Annotated in this window: 12 protein-coding genes; 6 read left to right on the top strand and 6 right to left on the bottom strand. The window is 65.5% G+C overall.

Annotation, left to right across the window (positions count from 1 at the left end):
• Positions 1 to 712: 712 nt before the first annotated feature.
• Together GAK28_RS00005 and GAK28_RS00010 are read right to left on the bottom strand one after the other, a co-directional pair.
• Positions 713 to 2,875 carry a S46 family peptidase gene (locus GAK28_RS00005; RefSeq protein ID WP_291773513.1) on the bottom strand — a complete coding sequence of 721 codons (2,163 nt, stop codon included), beginning with the start codon at positions 2,873 to 2,875 and terminating at the stop codon, positions 713 to 715.
• Positions 2,876 to 2,987: 112 nt separating this feature from the next.
• Entirely contained in the window at positions 2,988 to 5,141 is a 2,154-nt protein-coding gene (locus GAK28_RS00010; protein ID WP_291773515.1) for a S46 family peptidase, read from the bottom strand.
• Between the two features lie 157 nt (positions 5,142 to 5,298).
• On the opposite strand from GAK28_RS00010, the gene tdh reads away from it, so the two are divergent.
• From tdh to kbl, 3 genes are all read left to right on the top strand, one after another.
• Positions 5,299 to 6,333, top strand: coding sequence for an L-threonine 3-dehydrogenase (tdh, locus tag GAK28_RS00015; RefSeq protein ID WP_291773518.1), 1,035 nt, complete (start codon positions 5,299 to 5,301; stop codon positions 6,331 to 6,333).
• Between the two features lie 94 nt (positions 6,334 to 6,427).
• Positions 6,428 to 10,021, top strand: a complete 3,594-nt coding sequence (locus tag GAK28_RS00020; protein ID WP_291773520.1) for a DUF748 domain-containing protein — start codon at positions 6,428 to 6,430, stop codon at positions 10,019 to 10,021.
• An 84-nt stretch (positions 10,022 to 10,105) separates the two neighbouring features.
• Positions 10,106 to 11,305 carry a glycine C-acetyltransferase gene (gene kbl / locus GAK28_RS00025; RefSeq protein ID WP_291773523.1) on the top strand — a complete coding sequence of 400 codons (1,200 nt, stop codon included), beginning with the start codon at positions 10,106 to 10,108 and terminating at the stop codon, positions 11,303 to 11,305.
• Between the two features lie 87 nt (positions 11,306 to 11,392).
• On the opposite strand, the gene GAK28_RS00030 is transcribed toward kbl, so the two are convergent.
• The 4 genes from GAK28_RS00030 to GAK28_RS00045 form a co-directional block, all read right to left on the bottom strand.
• Complete coding sequence (locus tag GAK28_RS00030; RefSeq protein ID WP_291773529.1) at positions 11,393 to 12,130, bottom strand: pseudouridine synthase; 738 nt, start codon at positions 12,128 to 12,130, stop codon at positions 11,393 to 11,395.
• A 164-nt stretch (positions 12,131 to 12,294) separates the two neighbouring features.
• Positions 12,295 to 12,930: a C40 family peptidase gene (locus GAK28_RS00035; protein WP_291773532.1), complete on the bottom strand. Its 636-nt coding sequence runs from the start codon at positions 12,928 to 12,930 to the stop codon at positions 12,295 to 12,297.
• Positions 12,931 to 13,271: 341 nt separating this feature from the next.
• Positions 13,272 to 13,964 carry a YggS family pyridoxal phosphate-dependent enzyme gene (locus tag GAK28_RS00040; RefSeq protein ID WP_291773534.1) on the bottom strand — a complete coding sequence of 231 codons (693 nt, stop codon included), beginning with the start codon at positions 13,962 to 13,964 and terminating at the stop codon, positions 13,272 to 13,274.
• Complete coding sequence (locus tag GAK28_RS00045; protein ID WP_291773537.1) at positions 13,961 to 15,406, bottom strand: M20 family metallopeptidase; 1,446 nt, start codon at positions 15,404 to 15,406, stop codon at positions 13,961 to 13,963. Before GAK28_RS00045 ends, GAK28_RS00040 begins: the two co-directional genes overlap by 4 nt.
• Positions 15,407 to 15,599: 193 nt before the next feature.
• Between GAK28_RS00045 and GAK28_RS00050 the strand changes: the two genes are divergently transcribed.
• The 3 genes from GAK28_RS00050 to GAK28_RS00060 all read left to right on the top strand — a co-directional run bounded on the left by GAK28_RS00050 (position 15,600) and on the right by GAK28_RS00060 (position 17,056).
• Positions 15,600 to 15,914: a helix-hairpin-helix domain-containing protein gene (locus GAK28_RS00050; protein ID WP_291773540.1), complete on the top strand. Its 315-nt coding sequence runs from the start codon at positions 15,600 to 15,602 to the stop codon at positions 15,912 to 15,914.
• 117 nt (positions 15,915 to 16,031) lie between these two features.
• Positions 16,032 to 16,493, top strand: a complete 462-nt coding sequence (locus GAK28_RS00055; protein ID WP_291773543.1) for an SET domain-containing protein — start codon at positions 16,032 to 16,034, stop codon at positions 16,491 to 16,493.
• A gap of 23 nt (positions 16,494 to 16,516) precedes the next feature.
• Positions 16,517 to 17,056, top strand: a complete 540-nt coding sequence (locus GAK28_RS00060) for a GNAT family N-acetyltransferase (RefSeq protein ID WP_343161826.1) — start codon at positions 16,517 to 16,519, stop codon at positions 17,054 to 17,056.
• Positions 17,057 to 17,069: the final 13 nt, after the last annotated feature.

Here is a 17,069-nt window from a genome sequence, read left to right on the forward strand (position 1 = left end):
TGCCTGCTGCCTGAACTCCAGGCTGAACTCCTGCCCCTTTCTGCCTGCCTTGCTCTTGGTCATCGTCCACCTCCTATTGCGATAGTTAATCGCTTATAGGGGTGTCCGTGAAACGGGGGCAAGATCAGTAGGTGACGGCTGGCACCTTCGTGCCCTCTTCGTCATTTTGGTCGAGTCAGGACTTCGACTCCGCGAGGCGTTGAACTTGCGATGGAGAGACCTGGTAATGAAAAAAGAAGCCGGTCTCATCCGCCTGTGGCGCGCAGGTGAGTTGAAGAACGGTCGAACACGCACTGTACCGATGACCGCAGCGTGTTACGAGGTTCTAGACGCGTGCAGGAAGGTCCCAGGCGGTGCCTTCTCGACCATTACTAACTGGCGAGCAGGTCACGCCTGGAAGAAGGCCAAGAAGCATGCCGGGATCACTGAGCGCGAATGCGTCATTCACTCGCTCCGACATACCTGCACAACGCGCCTCCTGGAGAGCGTCAATGACCTCAAGTTAGTCCAGGAGTGGTTGGGCCACACCTCCATCATCACCACGGCGAGGACCTACGCTCACGTCCAAACTCACCGGATGGTAGATGCCGCTGCCGTACTCACTGCGGCGCGGCACCTGAATTGCAAACAGTCATGAGTTACAGGACAGGAACTATGCATTACACGCAACTGTTGCATATATGCGTGAATGCAAGTTCCTGCCCCGATTAACTTACTTCGCCGGCACGCCCATTTCCTTGAGCAGGTTGTCGGCGTGGTCGAGGTGGTGCATCACCCACAGCATGTAGCGGACATCCACCTGAATCGAGCGGTTGAGCTTCGGGTTGAACAGCCAGTCGCCGCTCACCGATTCCCAGTTGCCGTCGAAGGCGAGGCCCACGAGGTGGCCTTCGGCATCGAGCGCCGGGGAGCCGGAGTTGCCGCCGGTGATGTCGAGGTCGGCCAGGAAGTCGACGGGCAGCGTGCCCTGCTTCTTCGAGGCATACGAATCGAAGGCCTTGGCCTTGATCGCGTCGGTCTCGGCCTTCGGCGCGTTGAACGGCTCTTCGCCGGTGTCTTTCTCGACAATGCCATCGACCGTGGTGAACGGCGCGTAGCTCACGCCATCACGCGGGGCGACACCCTGCACGTTGCCGAAGGTGACGCGCAGCGAGCTGTTGGCGTCCAGGTAGACGGGCAGGCCCTGCGATTCCTTCCACGCGATGATCGCCTGCATGTAGCGCGGACGCAGGCGAGCGAGTTCGCCTTCCTGTGCATCCTGCTGGTCCTCGATCTTCTTGAGGTCCGGCAGCAGCGCGTTGGCGAGCTTCAGCATGCTGTCGTCGCTGGCGGCGATGGCCTTGTCGTCAGCCTTGAACCACTTCAGGCGCTCGGCGGTGTCGCCCAGCTTGCTACCCTTGTACAGCTCGGCCACCTTCGCCTGGATCGCCGGGCGGGTGTTGGCGCTGCCCAGCCACTGGTCGAGGCCCGGCAGGCGCTGGTCCTTCGGCAGGGTCACATAGCGGACCAGCGCGTTGGTCAGCAGATCCTGGTCGGTCTTGGCGTCGTAGCGACGCTCCATCTGCTTGAGCGCGCCCTCGATGCGGACCTCGTCACGCTGCTGGTAGCCAGCTTCGCGCTGCATGTCCGGCTTGGTGCGCTGCTGCGCCAGCTTGGCCAGGCGCACGCCGCTGGAGAACAGCTGGGTGCGCGAGATCAGCGACAGATCGACGTCGCGCTCGCGGGTGGCCTGGTAGGTGTTGAGCTTGGACTTCAGCTCGGCGATGTCCTTGATCAGCGCCTGATTCTCGGCGCCGCCCTGCTTTTTCAGCCACGCGTCGAGGTCGGCTTCCTGCTTCTGCTTGACCGCCACCGCATTGGCGCGGCGCAGGCCTTCGAGCTGGCCGCCGAAGTTCTTCAGGTAGTTGTTGAGGCCGGCGACGAGGCTAGCGTACTTCACCGTCACGTCAGGGTTGGCCTTGCCGTTCTCGGCGATGGTGTCCAGTTGCTCCTTGTAGAGCTTGATCTGGGTCGGGTACACCCAATCGATCGAGCTCTTCACTTCCTGCGCCAGACGGTAGCGATTCGTGCGGCCCGGATAGCCCACGACCATCACGTAGTCGCCGTCTTCCAGGCCCTGCGGGTTGACCTTGATGACGTGCTTCGGGTGATAGGGGACGTTGTCCTTCGAGTACGTGGCGGACTTGCCGTCCTTCGACACGTAGGCGCGCAGGTAGCTGAAGTCGCCCGTGTGGCGCGGCCACATCCAGTTGTCGACGTCGCCACCGAACTTGCCGATGGATTCGGGCGGCGCGTAAACCAGGCGCACGTCCTTGATCTCGAGCTGCTTGATCAGCTGGTAGCTGTAGCCGCCGTGGAAGGTGTAGACGTCGCAGCGGTAGCCGTCGCTCTCGCAGCCCTTCACCAGCTCCTTCTTGGCCAGGTCGATGGCCTCGTAACGCTGCTTGCCGGTCATCTGCGGAGTGATCTTGGCGTTCACTTCCTTGGTGACGTCACGGATCTCCTCAGTGACGAACACGCGCATGTCCGGCGAGCCGGGCAGTTCCTCGGCGACGATCTTCGCGAGGAAGCCCTGCTCGATGAGGTTCTTCTCCTTGGTGGAGTTGTACTGGAGCGCGCCGTAGCCGCAGTGGTGGTTGGTGACCACCAGGCCGTCGGGCGACACGAAGGAGGCCGTGCAGCCGCCGAGGCTGACGATGGCGCCCATCGGGTAGGCGGTCAGATCGGTGAGCGTCGACGGGTCGAGCTTCAGGCCGTGCTGCTTGAGCGTGCCTGCGATCTTGGGGAGCTGGGCGGGCTGCCACATGCCTTCGACGGCATGGGCGGCGGGAACGAGCCCGGCCGCGAGGGCCGTGGCTAGTGCGAGTCGACGCATGAGGATTCTCCTGGAGGAACGACAACGTCCATGGCCCGAAGGGCGAGACGTTACACAGTAACATTGGCGCACATGACCTCCGGCAGGGAGTGCCGGAGGTCATGTCGCGACATCACTTGCCGGGAACGCCCAGCTCGCGCAGCAGGGCCGGCGACGGGTAAACCTTGTCCATCAACCAACGCATGTAGCGCATGTCCACGTGAATGGCGCGCTTGTAGCGCGGGTCGTACATCCAACTGGCGCTGACGGCTTCCCAGTTGCTGTCGAAGTTCAGACCGACCAGCTCACCCTTGGCGTTGAGTACCGGCGAGCCGGAGTTACCGCCCGTGGTATCGAGGTTGCTGAGGAAGTCCACCGGCATCTCGCCCGTCTTCGGATCGGCGTAGCCGGCGAAGTCGCCCTTCTTGATGGCGTCGAGCAGCGGCTTGGGGGCGTCGAACGGCGCCTTGCCGGTGTTCTTCTCGACGATGCCCTTGACCGTGGTCAGCGGTGCGTAGGCGACGGCGTCGCGGGCGATCAGCGGCGTGACCTTGCCGTAGCTGACACGCAGCGTGGAGTTGGCGTCCGGATAGACGGCCTTGCCCTGCTTCTCGCGATAGGCGATCAGCGCTTCCATGTAGGCCGGGCGCAGGCGCAGCAGGTCGCCGTCGCGGCCCTTGCGCTCTTCCTCGATGCGCAGCAGCGCCGGACGCAGCGTACGCGCGGCGACGAGCAGCGGATCGGCGCTCTTTTCCACATCGGCCGGCGAGGCCTGGAACAGGCGCAGGCGCTCGGCCTCGTCGCTGAACTTCGTGCCCGCGTAGATGGCATCCAGCGCCTTCGCCAGTTCCGCCGGCGTGCGACCGAACACCTTGTCGACCTCCGGCAGGTGACGCGCCGCCGGCAGCTTCTGGTAGCGAGTCATCAGCGAGGTGATCAGCGCCTTCTCGACACGCGGGTCGTAACGACGCTGGATCTGCTTGAGCTGGCTCTGGATCAGTTCCTCGTCGCGCTTCTGGTAGCCGGACTCGCGATCCGCGTCGGCCTTGGGGCGCTCGACCGAGAGGCGATCCACGGCCAGGGCGCCGCGAAGCAGCTGGGTCTGGCTGTTGAGGATGGCCAGCAGCAGGTCGCGCTCGCGCACGTCCTTGCCCTGCTCGATCAGGGTCATGACCTGGTCGATCTCCGGCTTCAGCGTCTTCGCCTCGGGGCGCGTCGCCAGCCAGGCCATCATCGCCGTTTCGTCCTCGCGACGGACCGTGACGGCATCGCTGCGCTCCAGGCCTTCCAGCTCGCCGCTGAAACGCTTGATGCCGTTCTTCAGCGTCTGCAACTGCGAGGCGTAGCGGATGCCCGCGTCCTTGTCGGTCTTGCCCTGGGCTTCGATGATGTCCTGCAGTTCCTTCATCACCGCCACCGTGGTGGGCAGGCGCCACTGCACCTGATCGGCGAACTCGGCCGCCGTGCGGTGGCGATAGGTGATGCCCGGGTAACCGGCAAGCATGACGAAATCGCCCTCGGCCACGCCTTCGGTGGCGAGCTTCAGGTGCGACGGCGGGTGATAGGGCTGATTGTCCGGGGAATAATCGGCCGGCTTGCCGTCCTTGCCGACGTAGGCGCGCAGCACGGTGAAGTCGCCGGCATGGCGCGGCCAGACGAAGTTGTCGACCTCGTCGCCGTAATTTCCGATGGCGCGCGGCGGCGCGTACACGAGACGAAGATCGCGCAGCTCCAGCTGCTTCACCAGGTAGAAGTCGCGGCCGTAGAACATGTTGGCCACGCTGCAACGGATGCCGTCTTCCTTCTCGCACTCGGCCACGAGCGCCTTGCTGGCGGCGTCCACGGCGTCGTAATAGGCGCGGCCCGTCTTGCCCTTGGCACCCGCGAGGATGCGATCGGTCACCTTATCGAAGCCGACGGTGACGCGCAGGCGGTAGTCCGGGTTGGCCGGCAGTTCGCCCGCGCGGTCGGGGGCGACGTAGCCGTTGGCGATCAGGTCGCGATCCGGGCGCGAGTTGTACTGGATCACGCCGAAGGCAACGTGGTGGTTGGTCACCACCAGGCCTTCGTCCGACACGAAGGCGCCGGTGCCGCCGCCGATACGCACCACGGCGTTGAGCGGTGCGCGGGTCAGATCGGCCAGGTCACGGGCGTCGCCACGGAAGCCAGCTTCCTTGAGGTTCTTCGCAATGCCGGGCAATCGGGACGGCATCCACATGCCTTCGTCGGCCTTGGCGTCGAGGGCGAGCGCCATCGCGGCGCTGAGCATCATCGTGCGGATTCGCATCGTACGGGTACCCCTGTCTGGTTCGCAAAACCCTGCGACCATAGAGGCCCGGACGAGCGCTGGCAATGGCGCAGCGCACAAGATGAACGCTTCCGGCAGGCCTATAATGGCGGTTTGGTCCGCGCCGCGGACCTTTCCCCACGGAATGCGAATCCCCATGCAGCAGACGATGAAGGCGCTGGTCAAGCGCAAGGCCGAACCGGGCATCTGGCTGGAAGAAGTGCCGGTGCCGCAGGTCGGTCCGAACGAAGTCCTCATCAAGATCGAGAAGACCGCCATCTGCGGCACCGATCTGCATATCTACAAGTGGGACGAGTGGTCCCAGCGCACCATCAAGCCGGGCCTGACCATCGGCCACGAATTCGTCGGCCGCATCGCCGAGATCGGCCCGGGCGTCACCGGCTACAAGGTCGGCGACCGCGTCTCCGCCGAAGGCCACATCGTCTGCGGCCACTGCCGCAACTGCCACGCCGGCCGCCAGCACCTGTGCCCGAACACCGTCGGTATCGGCGTGAACCGCAACGGCGCCTTCGCCGAATACATGACCATGCCGGCCTCGAACCTGTGGCCGATCCCTGACCAGATCCCGTCCGAGCTGGCCGCCTTCTTCGACCCGTACGGCAACGCCGCCCATTGCGCGCTGGAGTTCGACCTGATCGGCGAGGACGTCCTGATCACCGGCGCCGGCCCCATCGGCATCATCGCCGCGGGCATCGCCAAGCACGTGGGCGCCCGCAACGTGGTGGTCACCGACGTCAACGACTACCGCCTGAAGCTGGCCGCCGACATGGGCGCCACGCGCGTGGTCAACGTGTCCAACCAGTCGCTCAAGGACGTGGTGAAGGATCTCCACATCGAAGGCTTCGACGTGGGCCTGGAGATGAGCGGCAACCCGCGCGCCTTCAACGACATGCTCGAATGCATGTACCACGGCGGCAAAATCGCCATGCTCGGCATCATGCCGCGCGGCGCCGGCATCGACTGGGACAAGGTGATCTTCAAGGGCCTCACCCTGCAGGGCATCTACGGCCGGAAGATGTACGAGACCTGGTACAAGATGACCCAGATGGTGCTCACGGGCTTCCCGCTTCAGAAGGTGCTCACGCACCAGATCTCGATCGACGACTTCCAGAAGGGCTTCGACCTGATGGACGCAGGACATTGCGGCAAGGTCGTGTGCTCCTGGACCTGATCGTCCGTTAAAGAGCGCCGATAACGACTCCCTCGCGCAACCTCCACCGGTTTACACTGCCGGCGGGGGGGATTACGTGCGCGAGGGGTTTGGTATGGACACGCCCGGGAAACGGATCATCCACTGGAAAAAAGGGCGCGACGCCGCCCTCACCGTCTATCGCTCCCAACGGGGCCGGCGCATCGCGCTGGGCCTTTTCGTGGCGATCGTCGTCTTCGGCCTGCTCGGCTTCTTCGCCGCGCCACCGCTGATCCGGTCGCAACTGGCGTCACGCGCCAGCGCCGCGCTCGACCGCCCCGTGACGGTACAGAGCGTCAGCCTCAACCCCTTCACCCTGCGGCTCACCATAGAGGGCCTGCATGTCGGGGAGAAGGACGGCAAGACGCCCTTCGTCGATGTCGGCCAGCTCACGGCCAACGCCTCCTGGGCCTCGCTGTTCCGCTTGGCGCCGATCCTCGATTCGCTCACGCTCGACCGGCCCTACGTCCACCTCCAGCGCAGCGCCCCGCAGCGTTTCAACTTCTCGGACATCATGGAGCGCTTCGCCTCGCCGCCTGACGCGAAGCCCTCCGATCCGTCGCGCTTCGCGCTGTCCAACATCGCCGTGCACGGTGGCCGTGTCGATTTCGACGACCGGGTGCTAGATGCCACCCATCGCCTCGACGCCATCGAGCTGGGCATCCCCTTCATCGCCAACCAGCCCAGCGACGCCGACATCTATGTGCAGCCCCTGCTGACCATGACGGTGGACGGCAGTCCCCTGCGCCTGCAAGGACAGACCAAACCCTTCGCCGACAGCCGCGAATCAATCCTGGACCTGCGCCTCGACCGCCTCGACGTGCCCCGCTACCTCGGTTTCATTCCGGTCGACCTGCCGGTGAAGGTGCCCGACGGCAAGCTATCCGGTCGCCTGGGCGTGCATTTCCTTATGACGGCCACGCAGCCCAGGATCGTCGTCGATGGGCGCCTCGTCATCGACGACCTCAAGGTCGATGGCAAGGATGGCGGCGCCCTGCTCGGCCTACACCACGGCGAACTCGGCCTCACGGCGCTCGAACCGCTGACCTCGCGCTATCGCCTCGGCCAGGTCGCACTGGATGGTTTCTCGCTTCGCTACGCCCGCCTGCCCGGCGGCAAGAGCAACTTCGACGCGCTGACGGGCAGCTCCGATACGCCGCCCGCCGCCGACGCCAAACCGACCGATGTGCGCATCGACGGGCTCGCTCTCAGCGATAGCCGCATCGAGTACGCGGACCTCGCCGCCCCTTCGCCAGCGCATCTTGTGCTCGACCAGTTGCAAGGCAGCCTGCGCGGCTTCAGCACGGTCAAGGCACCCGAGGCCCAGCTGGACGTGAAGGCCCGGCTGGCCGGCGGCGCGATCGCCACGCAAGGCAAGTTCGACCTGCCGTCGAAGCGCTATGCCGGCTCGCTGGACTTGAAGAACGTGTCGCTGGCCACGCTCATGCCGCTGACACCGCCGATCCTCGCGGCGGACATCACCGGCGGCACCATCGGTGCACACGGCGAACTGGTCTTCGACTGGCATGACGCCGTGGCCTTGCGCATCGCCAAGGCGAAGGCGTCCCTCGATGGCTTCCAACTCGTGCCGCACAACGGCAGTGCGTCTCCGATGGCGTGGAAGTCGCTGTCGGCGGATATCGCCCTGGTCGACATCGCCACGAGCGAGGCACGCATCGACACGCTCCTGCTCAACGGCCTGACGCTCGACCTGAAACGACTCGCCAACGGCAACCTGGATCTCGCCAGCGTGATGCCACCCGGTGCACCATCGACAACGCATGCTCCCGCACCGAAAGCCACGGCCTGGCGTTGGAGCATTGGCCATGTCGGCCTCAGCGACGGCACGATGAGCCTGCGCGACGCCCGTGCCACGGGCAAGCGGGACGGCGTGACGATGCAGGCCACGGCCTTCGGCATCGACGGCCTGTCCGACGACATGCGTCAACCGGTGAAACTGGATCTCAAGGGAACCGTCGGCAAGGGCGGCTTCGATGTCACCGGCCAGATCAAGCCGCAACCGCTCGACGCCGACCTGACGATCGCCACCACGCGCCTGGACATTGCGCCACTGCAATCCCTGGTCACCGTCCCCCTCAACGTGCGCGTCGGCAGTGGCTTGCTCAGTCTCGACGGCCAGCTCCATTACACCGACCGCGGCACCCAGGCCGCCCTGGTCGCATATCGCGGCAAGGCCACGCTGGGCAACGTGCGCGTGCTCGACAAACTCACCGACGACGACTTCCTGCGCTGGTCGTCGCTCAGCGCGTCGAACATGGCGATCCGCCTCGGCGAGGATGTCCCGCACATCGCCATCGGCGGCCTGGCGCTCGACGACTTCTACGCCCGCGTGATCATCAACGCGAACGGACGCCTGAACGTGCAGGACGTGGTCGCCCATCCGGAAACCCAGGGCGCCGTGTCGGTGACCCAGGCCCAGGCGAACCCCGCGCCGGTCGCCCCGAAGGAAAAGGACGAGACGCCGCCCACGCAGGCGCTGGCCGCCGACGTGCACATCGGCCAGATCAGCCTGACGCGGGGCCGGCTCAATTACACCGACAACTTCATCAAGCCGAACTACACCGCCGATGTCGCCGAACTCACCGGCAAGATCGGCGCCTTCGGCACCGACACCGCCACCACGCCGGCCGAACTGACCCTGCAAGGCCAGCTCGACGGCAACGCGCCGGTGAACATCGGGGGCACGATCAACCCGCTCACGCCGGTCGCCTTCCTCGACATCACCGCCAAGGCCGAAGGCATCCAGCTGGCCAACCTGTCGCCCTACTCGGGCAAGTACGCCGGCTACCCGATCACCAAGGGACGCCTCAACGTCGATGTCCATTACCAGCTCGACCAGCGCAAGCTCACGGCCGACAACCACATCTTCATCGACCAGTTGACCTTCGGCGACCGCATTGAAGGGCCCGGCGTCAGCCACCTGCCGGTGAAGCTGGCCGTGGCGCTGCTGAAGGACTCCCAGGGCCGTATCGATGTCCGCATCCCCGTCACCGGATCGCTGGACGACCCGCAGTTCAGCGTAGGCGGCCTGGTCTGGCGGGCCATCGGCAACCTCATCGTGAAAGCCGTGACCTCGCCTTTCCGTTTGCTGGCCTCGGTGGGCGGCGGCCGCCAGGACCTCGGCTACGTGGAATTCGCCCCCGGCTCCGACGTGCTCGACACCGCTGGCCAGGCCAAGCTCGCGGACATCGTGAAAGTGCTCAACGACAAGCCCTCGATCAGCCTCGACATCGTTGGTCGGGTCGACCCCGCCAAGGACGAAAGCGGCCTGCGCAAGGTGATGGTCGATAACCTGATCCATGACGAGCAGGTCCGGGACAAGGGCGACGACGCCACGCCGCCTACGGCCGACGAACAGGAGAAATACCTGGAACGCGCCTACCGCCATGCCTCCTTCCCCAAGCCCAAGAACTTCATCGGCCTGGCCAAATCCCAGCCGCCGGAGGAAATGCGGACCCTGATGGAGACCAACATGCCGGTGGACGCCGATGCCCTGCGCCACCTGGCCGAGCGCCGGGCCAACGCCGTGCGCCAGTGGCTGCAGGGCAAGGCGGACGACAAGCGCGTGTTCGTCGTGGCGCCGAAGACCGACGCCAAGGGCATCGACGACGGCGGCAAGACCACCCGGGTGGATTTCGGGCTGCACTGAGGCCGACCATGCGCGTCCGAAGGTTTTCCCGGACGCGCAAAGGCGCCACAATCGGGAGTCTCCCACCCTCCCGGACCCAGCACCATGACCTACCCCGGCCAGACGCGTTTCGCCAGCGAACTCGAATCCATCCGCGAACAGGGCCTGTTCAAGAGCGAGCGCATCATCGTCTCGCCGCAGTCTGCCGAAATCGAGCTGGAAGGCGGTCGCAGGGTCCTCAACTTCTGCGCGAACAACTACCTGGGCCTCGCCGACCACGCCGACGTGATCCAGGCCGCGAAGGATGCCCTCGACACGCACGGCTTCGGCATGGCCAGCGTCCGCTTCATCTGCGGCACCCAGGACCTGCACAAGGAACTGGAAAAGAAGATCGCCGACTTCTTCGGCAAGGAGGACACCATCCTCTACGCCGCGTGCTTCGATGCCAACGGCGGCCTGTTCGAGCCCCTGCTGGGCGAGGAAGACGCCGTCATCTCCGACGCGCTCAACCACGCCTCCATCATCGACGGCATCCGCCTGTGCAAGGCCAAGCGCTTCCGCTACGCCAATTGCGACATGGCCGACCTCGAGGCCCAGCTCCAGGCGGCGGACGCCGCCGGCGCGCGCACGAAGCTGATCACCACCGACGGCGCGTTCTCGATGGACGGCTTCATCGCCCCGCTGGCCGAGATCGTCGCGTTGGCGAAGAAGTACAACGCCCTCGTCCACATCGACGAATGCCACTGCACCGGCTTCCTCGGTGACACCGGCCGCGGCTCCGCCGAAGTGCATGGCGTGCTCGACCAGATCGACATCATCACCGGCACCCTGGGCAAGGCCCTGGGCGGCGCGCTCGGCGGTTTCACCACAGGCCGCAAGGAAGTGATCGAGATGCTGCGCCAGCGCTCGCGCCCCTACCTGTTCTCCAACTCGCTGCCGCCGCACGTCGTGGCCGCCGGCACCAAGGTGTTCGACATGCTCGCCGCCGCGGGCGACCTGCGCGCGCAAGTGAAGGGGAACACCCGCTACTTCCGCGAGAAGATGACCGAGGCCGGCTTCGACATCCGTCCGGGCCAGCACCCGATCGTCCCGGTGATGATCTACGACGCCAAGCAGGCCCAGCAGATGGCCGCCGAGCTGCTCGACGAAGGCATCTACGTCACCGGCTTCTTCTTCCCCGTCGTCCCGCAGGGCAAGGCCCGCATCCGCACGCAGATGAGCGCGGCCCATACCCGCGAGCATCTGGACAAGGCGATTGCGGCGTTCACGAAGGTGGGCAAGAAGATCGGCGTGCTGAAGAGCTGAGAGACGCTTTTGATCCTGTAGGAGCGCGCTTGCGCGCGATCGCGCGCAAGCGCGCTCCTACAGGGCGATCTCGGCCCACCCGCCACGTCAGCGTCGGCGGAGTGCCGCAACCTCATCAGCGGTAAGGTGCCGCCACTGCCCCTTGGCCAGCTCGCCCAGCAGCAGGTCGCCGATGGCGACACGCACCAGACGTTGCACCTCGAATCCCAACACCAACATCAGCCGGCGGATATGCCGGTTGCGGCCCTCGTCGAGGGTCACCTCCAGCCAGGCGGTCTTCTCGCCACGCCGCAGCACCGACGCCGCGCCCGCCCGCAAGGCCTCCCCTTCGTCAACCACCCCTTCGAGCATGGCCGCGACCGTGACGTCGTCCGGCTGCCCCGACACCTGTACGTGGTAAGTCTTCGGCACATGGGTCGCCGGATCGGTGATGCCCGCCGCCCACACCGTGTCGTTCGACATCAGCAGCAGGCCTTCGCTGGCCTTGTCCAGCCGCCCCACCGCACCCAGCCAGGGCAAGCCGGCGCCATCCAGCAGGGAATAGACCGTGTCCCGCCCGCGCTCGTCGGAAGCCGTCACCACGAGACCACGCGGTTTGTTCACCACGATATAGACCGACGCCGCCGACTGCGCGCCTTCGCCGTCCACCTCGATCCGTTCATGCCCCGCGATGGGAAACTCCGGATCGCGTATCACGCGTCCGTCCACGCGTACCCGCCCCTCCCTGGCCAGGCGTTCGCCTTGGCTTCGTGAGCAGATGCCGCGCTTGGAAAGGACCCTTGCGAGGCCAAAGACGGGGACGGAGCGGACGGGACGAATGGGCATCAAGGAAGGATAGTGTAGGAGCGCGCTTGCGCGCGATCCCGCGACAGCGGGCTAGGTTGCCGCTACCGCGGGATCGCGCGCAAGCGCGCTCCTACAGTAAAGCGACCAAAAAAAACGGCATGCCGAAGCACGCCGTTTCGGAAATATACGTTGAAGGGTACCCGTCAGATCTTGGAGATGCCTTCGGGACGCTTGGCGCCCACGAAATGCTTGGCCCAGTAGGCCTCGTTCAGGCTGTCGACGCGGACGGTTTTTCCGGCCGACGGAGAATGAATGAACTGACCGTTGTCGATGTAGATGCCCACGTGGGAGATGGCCTTGCCACGGGTGCGGAAGAAGACCAGGTCGCCCGCCTTCATATCGGTGCGCTTGACCTTCAGGCCGGCGAGGAACTGGCTGGCCGAGTTGGCCGGCAGGTCGAGGCCGACGCTGTGCAGGAACACGTAACGAACGAAACCGCTGCAATCGAAACCGGTGGAGGGTGCACGACCGCCACGGTGGTAGCGGATATCGCGGAGCTTCATGGCGAAGGCCAGGAGGGCCTCGCGGGCATGACCGTCCACGTGGCCGGCCAGCTTGTCGGTGGCGGCGGCGACGAGGCTGTCGTCGTCATCGTCACCATTGTCGTCGGCGGCGACCGGGGCCTGGGCCACGGCGGGAGCCTTCGGAGCGACGATCGAGGCGAGGTCCGGGATAGTGGACTGCGCCAGGGTGGTCGCCGGGGCGAACACGGGAAGATCGGTGAGCAGAAGCGAAGCGGACTGGTCCAGACCCTTCGGCGCCGTGACGGTGTCGGCCATGGCGGGTGTGACGGCGGCGATGCAGCATGTGGCTAACGCGAGAGTGGTCAGTCGCTTTAAGTGCATGAGCGAGAAGGCCTATTCATCGTTGGGTTAAGCCGCCGAAAAGGTGGACGACCGTGAACGAGCGGTGAAGTTATCAAACCCCATCGCCCTTGTTGTTGGCATAAAGTTAAAAACTGCCATTCCTAGGAAATATTCAGAGAAATCGTAAGAATCCACCGTCACAAAGGTGAATTCTGAACAGATTGAGCCACTTGCATAAAGGACGCGTAAAGCGCCGAAATGGCTTTCTGATTCCGAATGTTAAAGCGCCTGACATCCCGGGGTTATGACTCAGATTAATTTCGGGCACCGAAAATGGCGTTGCCGATCCGCACCTCGGTGCTACCCTCGGCGATGGCCAGGGCAAAGTCCCCGCTCATGCCCATGGACAGGCGCTGCACGTCGTGTCCCTCGTCGCGGGCCCGGTCACGCCAGTGGCGCAGGTCGGCGAAGCAGCGGCGCACCACGGCCTCGTCGTCCGATGCTTCGGCCAACGTCATGAGGCCGCGGACGCGTAGCGACGAAAAGGCCTTCAACTCGTGCAGGAAACCGGGCAGCGACGACGGCGCGAGGCCCGACTTGGTGTCTTCGGTCGAGGTCTTCAGCTGGACGAGGACATCGATACCCCTGCCCTGCGCCTGCAAGGCCTTGTCCAGCGCCACCGCCAAGTCGAGTCGATCGAGCGACTGCACCTCGGCGGCGTACGTGGCGACGGCCTTGGCCTTGTTGGTCTGCAGGTGGCCGATCACCACCCAGTCGATGGCCTCGGCCTTCAACTCCGTGGCCTTGGCCTGGATCTCCTGCACCTTGTTCTCGCCGAAGCGGCGTTCGCCCAGGAGGACTGCCTCGCGGACGACATCCGCGCCGAAGGTCTTGCTCACCGGCAGCAGGGTCACCTCGGCCGGATCGCGGCCTGCCTCGCGGCAGGCCGCGATCCGCGCCCGCACGGCCGCGAGGCGGCCGGCGAGCGTGGACGGGTCGGCGCTCATGCGCGCGACGCTTCCTGGAAGTGGCGGGCGACGACGCTGGCGACCACCATGCTCACGCGCTTGCCTGTCGGGATATGCAGGAACTCGTTCGGACCGTGCGCGTTGGAGTGCGGGCCGAGCACACCCGTGATCAGGAACTGCGCCTTCGGGAACTTCTCGCCGAGCATGCCCATGAACGGGATGCTGCCACCCTCGCCCATGTAGGCGGCGGGCTGGCCGAAGTAATCCTTGGAGGCCTGGGCGACCGTCTCCTCGAGCCAGGGCGACAGCTGCGGCGCGTTCCAGCCGCTACCGTCCTTCTCCAGATCGAAGGTGACCTTCGCGCCGTACGGCGGATCCTTCTCGAGAAGTTGCTTGAGGAAGGTGCCGGCCTCGGCGCCGTTGAGCGTCGGCGGCACGCGCAGGCTGAGCTTGACGGCCGTCTTCGGGCGCAGCACGTTGCCCGCGCTGTCGAGCGGCGGCATGCCGCCGATGCCGGTGACCGACAGCTGCGGACGCCACGTACGGTTGAGCACCAGCTGGGTGAGGTCGTCGGTGGTGGGCTGCATGCCTTCGACGAACGGGAACTTGTCGTAGATGGCCGTGCCGAGCACTTCGGCTGACTTGCGGGCCTGCGCCACGCGCTGCTCCGGAATGTCGACGTAGAGTTCCTTCGGCACGATCGTGCCGGTGTCTTCGTCTTCCAGACGGCTCAGCAGGTCGCGCAGGATGCGGAAGCTCGACGGGACCACGCCCGATGCGTCGCCCGAGTGCACGCCCTCTTCCAGCACCTGCACGGTGAGGTTGCCGCCGGTCATGCCGCGCAGCGAGGTGGTGAGCCAGAGCTGGTCGTAGTTGCCGCAACCGGAATCGAGGCAGACCACCAGGGCCGGATTGCCGATGCGGTCGGCCAGGTGGTCGACGTAGTACGGCAGGTCGTAGCTGCCGGACTCCTCGCAGGCCTCAATGAGGATCACGCAGCGCGCATGCGGCACGCCCTGGTCGCGCAGCGCCAGCAGCGCGGCGAGCGAGCCGAAGATGGCGTAGCCGTCGTCGGCGCCGCCACGACCGTAGAGCTTGTCGCCCTTGATCACCGGCTTCCACGGACCGAGATCCTCGGCCCAGCCCGTCATCTCCGGCTGTTTGTCGAGGTGGCCGTAGAGCACCACGGTCTCGTCCGTGCCCTTGTCGCCGTTGAGACCCTGCGCGGGCACGTCGATGTAGATCAGCGGCGTGCGGCCTTCGAGCTGGACCACCTCCAGCGTCGCGCCCTTCAGCGCGCCCAGCTTGGAGTTCGCCCAGTCGGACATCAGCTTCACCGCCTGGTCCATGTAACCGTGTTCGCGCCAGTCCTTGTCGAACATCGGCGACTTGTTCGGGATGCGGATGTACTCGACCAGCTGCGGGACGATTTCCGCGTCCCAGAGGCCGCTGACGAAGGAAGTGATGCGGGAGGTATCCATGGGGAAAGGACTCGTTGGGCAAAAAACGATTGTAGCAGCGCCGACGGCGCCCCCTTCGTGCCGACGGCCGCGCCCGGGCGCGACACCGGCGCATGGCGCACACGGAACGGCGCATGGCGCCGGTTCGGCACGAACGCGCACATGCGCAAAGTTCGACGTCGCGTCGACCGACGCGCATCGAAAAGGAACCGACATGTCCCGACTTACTCTCGCCCTCGCCGCCTTGCTCGCGGCCGTCCCCGCCTACGCCTCCACGCCGGTCAACATCAACACGGCGGACGCGACCGCCCTCGCCCATGCCCTGGATGGCGTGGGCCTGTCCAAGGCGAAGGCCATCGTCGCCTGGCGCGAAGCCAATGGCGACTTCGAATCCGCCGACCAGTTGGCCGACGTGAAGGGCATCGGCCCGTCGCTGGTGGAGCGCAACCGCGACGCCATCCTCCTGGGCGACGACAAGCCCGCGAAGAAGAAAACCACCACCAAGGCACGGCACGCCGAGGCCGAGTGATCCGGCGGGCGGAAGGGCTCCCCCCTTCCGCCTTCGCCCGAACGCGCTACACTCGCGCCCCAAGCCGGGATGGACACCAATCGCCTCCCCGGACGGAACCAGGGGCCTGATGATCCAATGATCCTGCCGCGTTACCGCATCGCCGCCTCAGGCATCCCGGGGGCCGGCAAGGGCCTGTTCGTCGACGAAGCCGTCGCCGCCGGCAGCGTGGTCACCGCGCCGGATGCCATCGACCGCACCTACGGCTGGGCCGAGATCCAGGCCGACCCGGCGCTGTCCCGCCAGCTTCACGCCGCTGCTCGGTGGTTCGGGGATCGCTACACCCTTTCCCCCGACTGGCCTGACGAATGCTACGTGAATCACAGCTTCCAGCCGACCGGAATCTGGCATCTCGGCTTCATCTTCGCTGCGAAAGACCTTGCGCAAGGCACTGAAATTACAGTTGATTATCGTCATCTGCTCGCTCCGGGGCAGATCGAGGACTTTGACGACGGTCAAACTGGTGAGAAAATAACCGGCTTGTCCTGGCAGGAGAGCCTCGCGCAGAGCACCCGCGCGCTGGCTTCCCTGATCGGTTGAAACCCTTGGTCACTTCGATGCCAATCAGCAACATCCCAGTTATTGAAATGCCGCGCCTGCGGCTCACGGCGCTTACCGAGCACCATTTCGACGAGTACGCGAGCATGCTCGCCGACGCCGAAAGCACGCGCTGGATCGGCGACGGCCAGCCGCTCGACCGCATGAACGCCTGGCGCTCCATGGCCATGTTGCTCGGTCACTGGGCGCTGCGCGGGTGTGGCATGTGGGCCATTGAACTGAGGGACACCGGCGAATTCATCGGCCGCGCCGGACTCATGAAGCCCGAAGGCTGGCCCGACCTCGAACTGGGCTGGATGCTCAAGCCGGAGCACCGCCACCATGGGTATGCCACCGAAGCCGGTGCCGCCATCCTCGATTTCGCCTGGAACCAGATGCACGCGCAGCGCGTGATCAGCCTGGTGCGTATCGGCAACGAGGCCTCGGACCATGTCGCCGAACGCCTCGGCGGCGAGCATATCGACAACATCGATTTCCTGGGCGGCGCGACCCACCTGTTCGCCTACTATCCGCCCCACCGCGAAGCCCGCCGCGCGGCAGGCTGATCGCAATCGTCGC

The sequence above is a fragment of the Luteibacter sp. genome (assembly GCF_009912395.1).
Lineage (GTDB): Bacteria > Pseudomonadota > Gammaproteobacteria > Xanthomonadales > Rhodanobacteraceae > Luteibacter.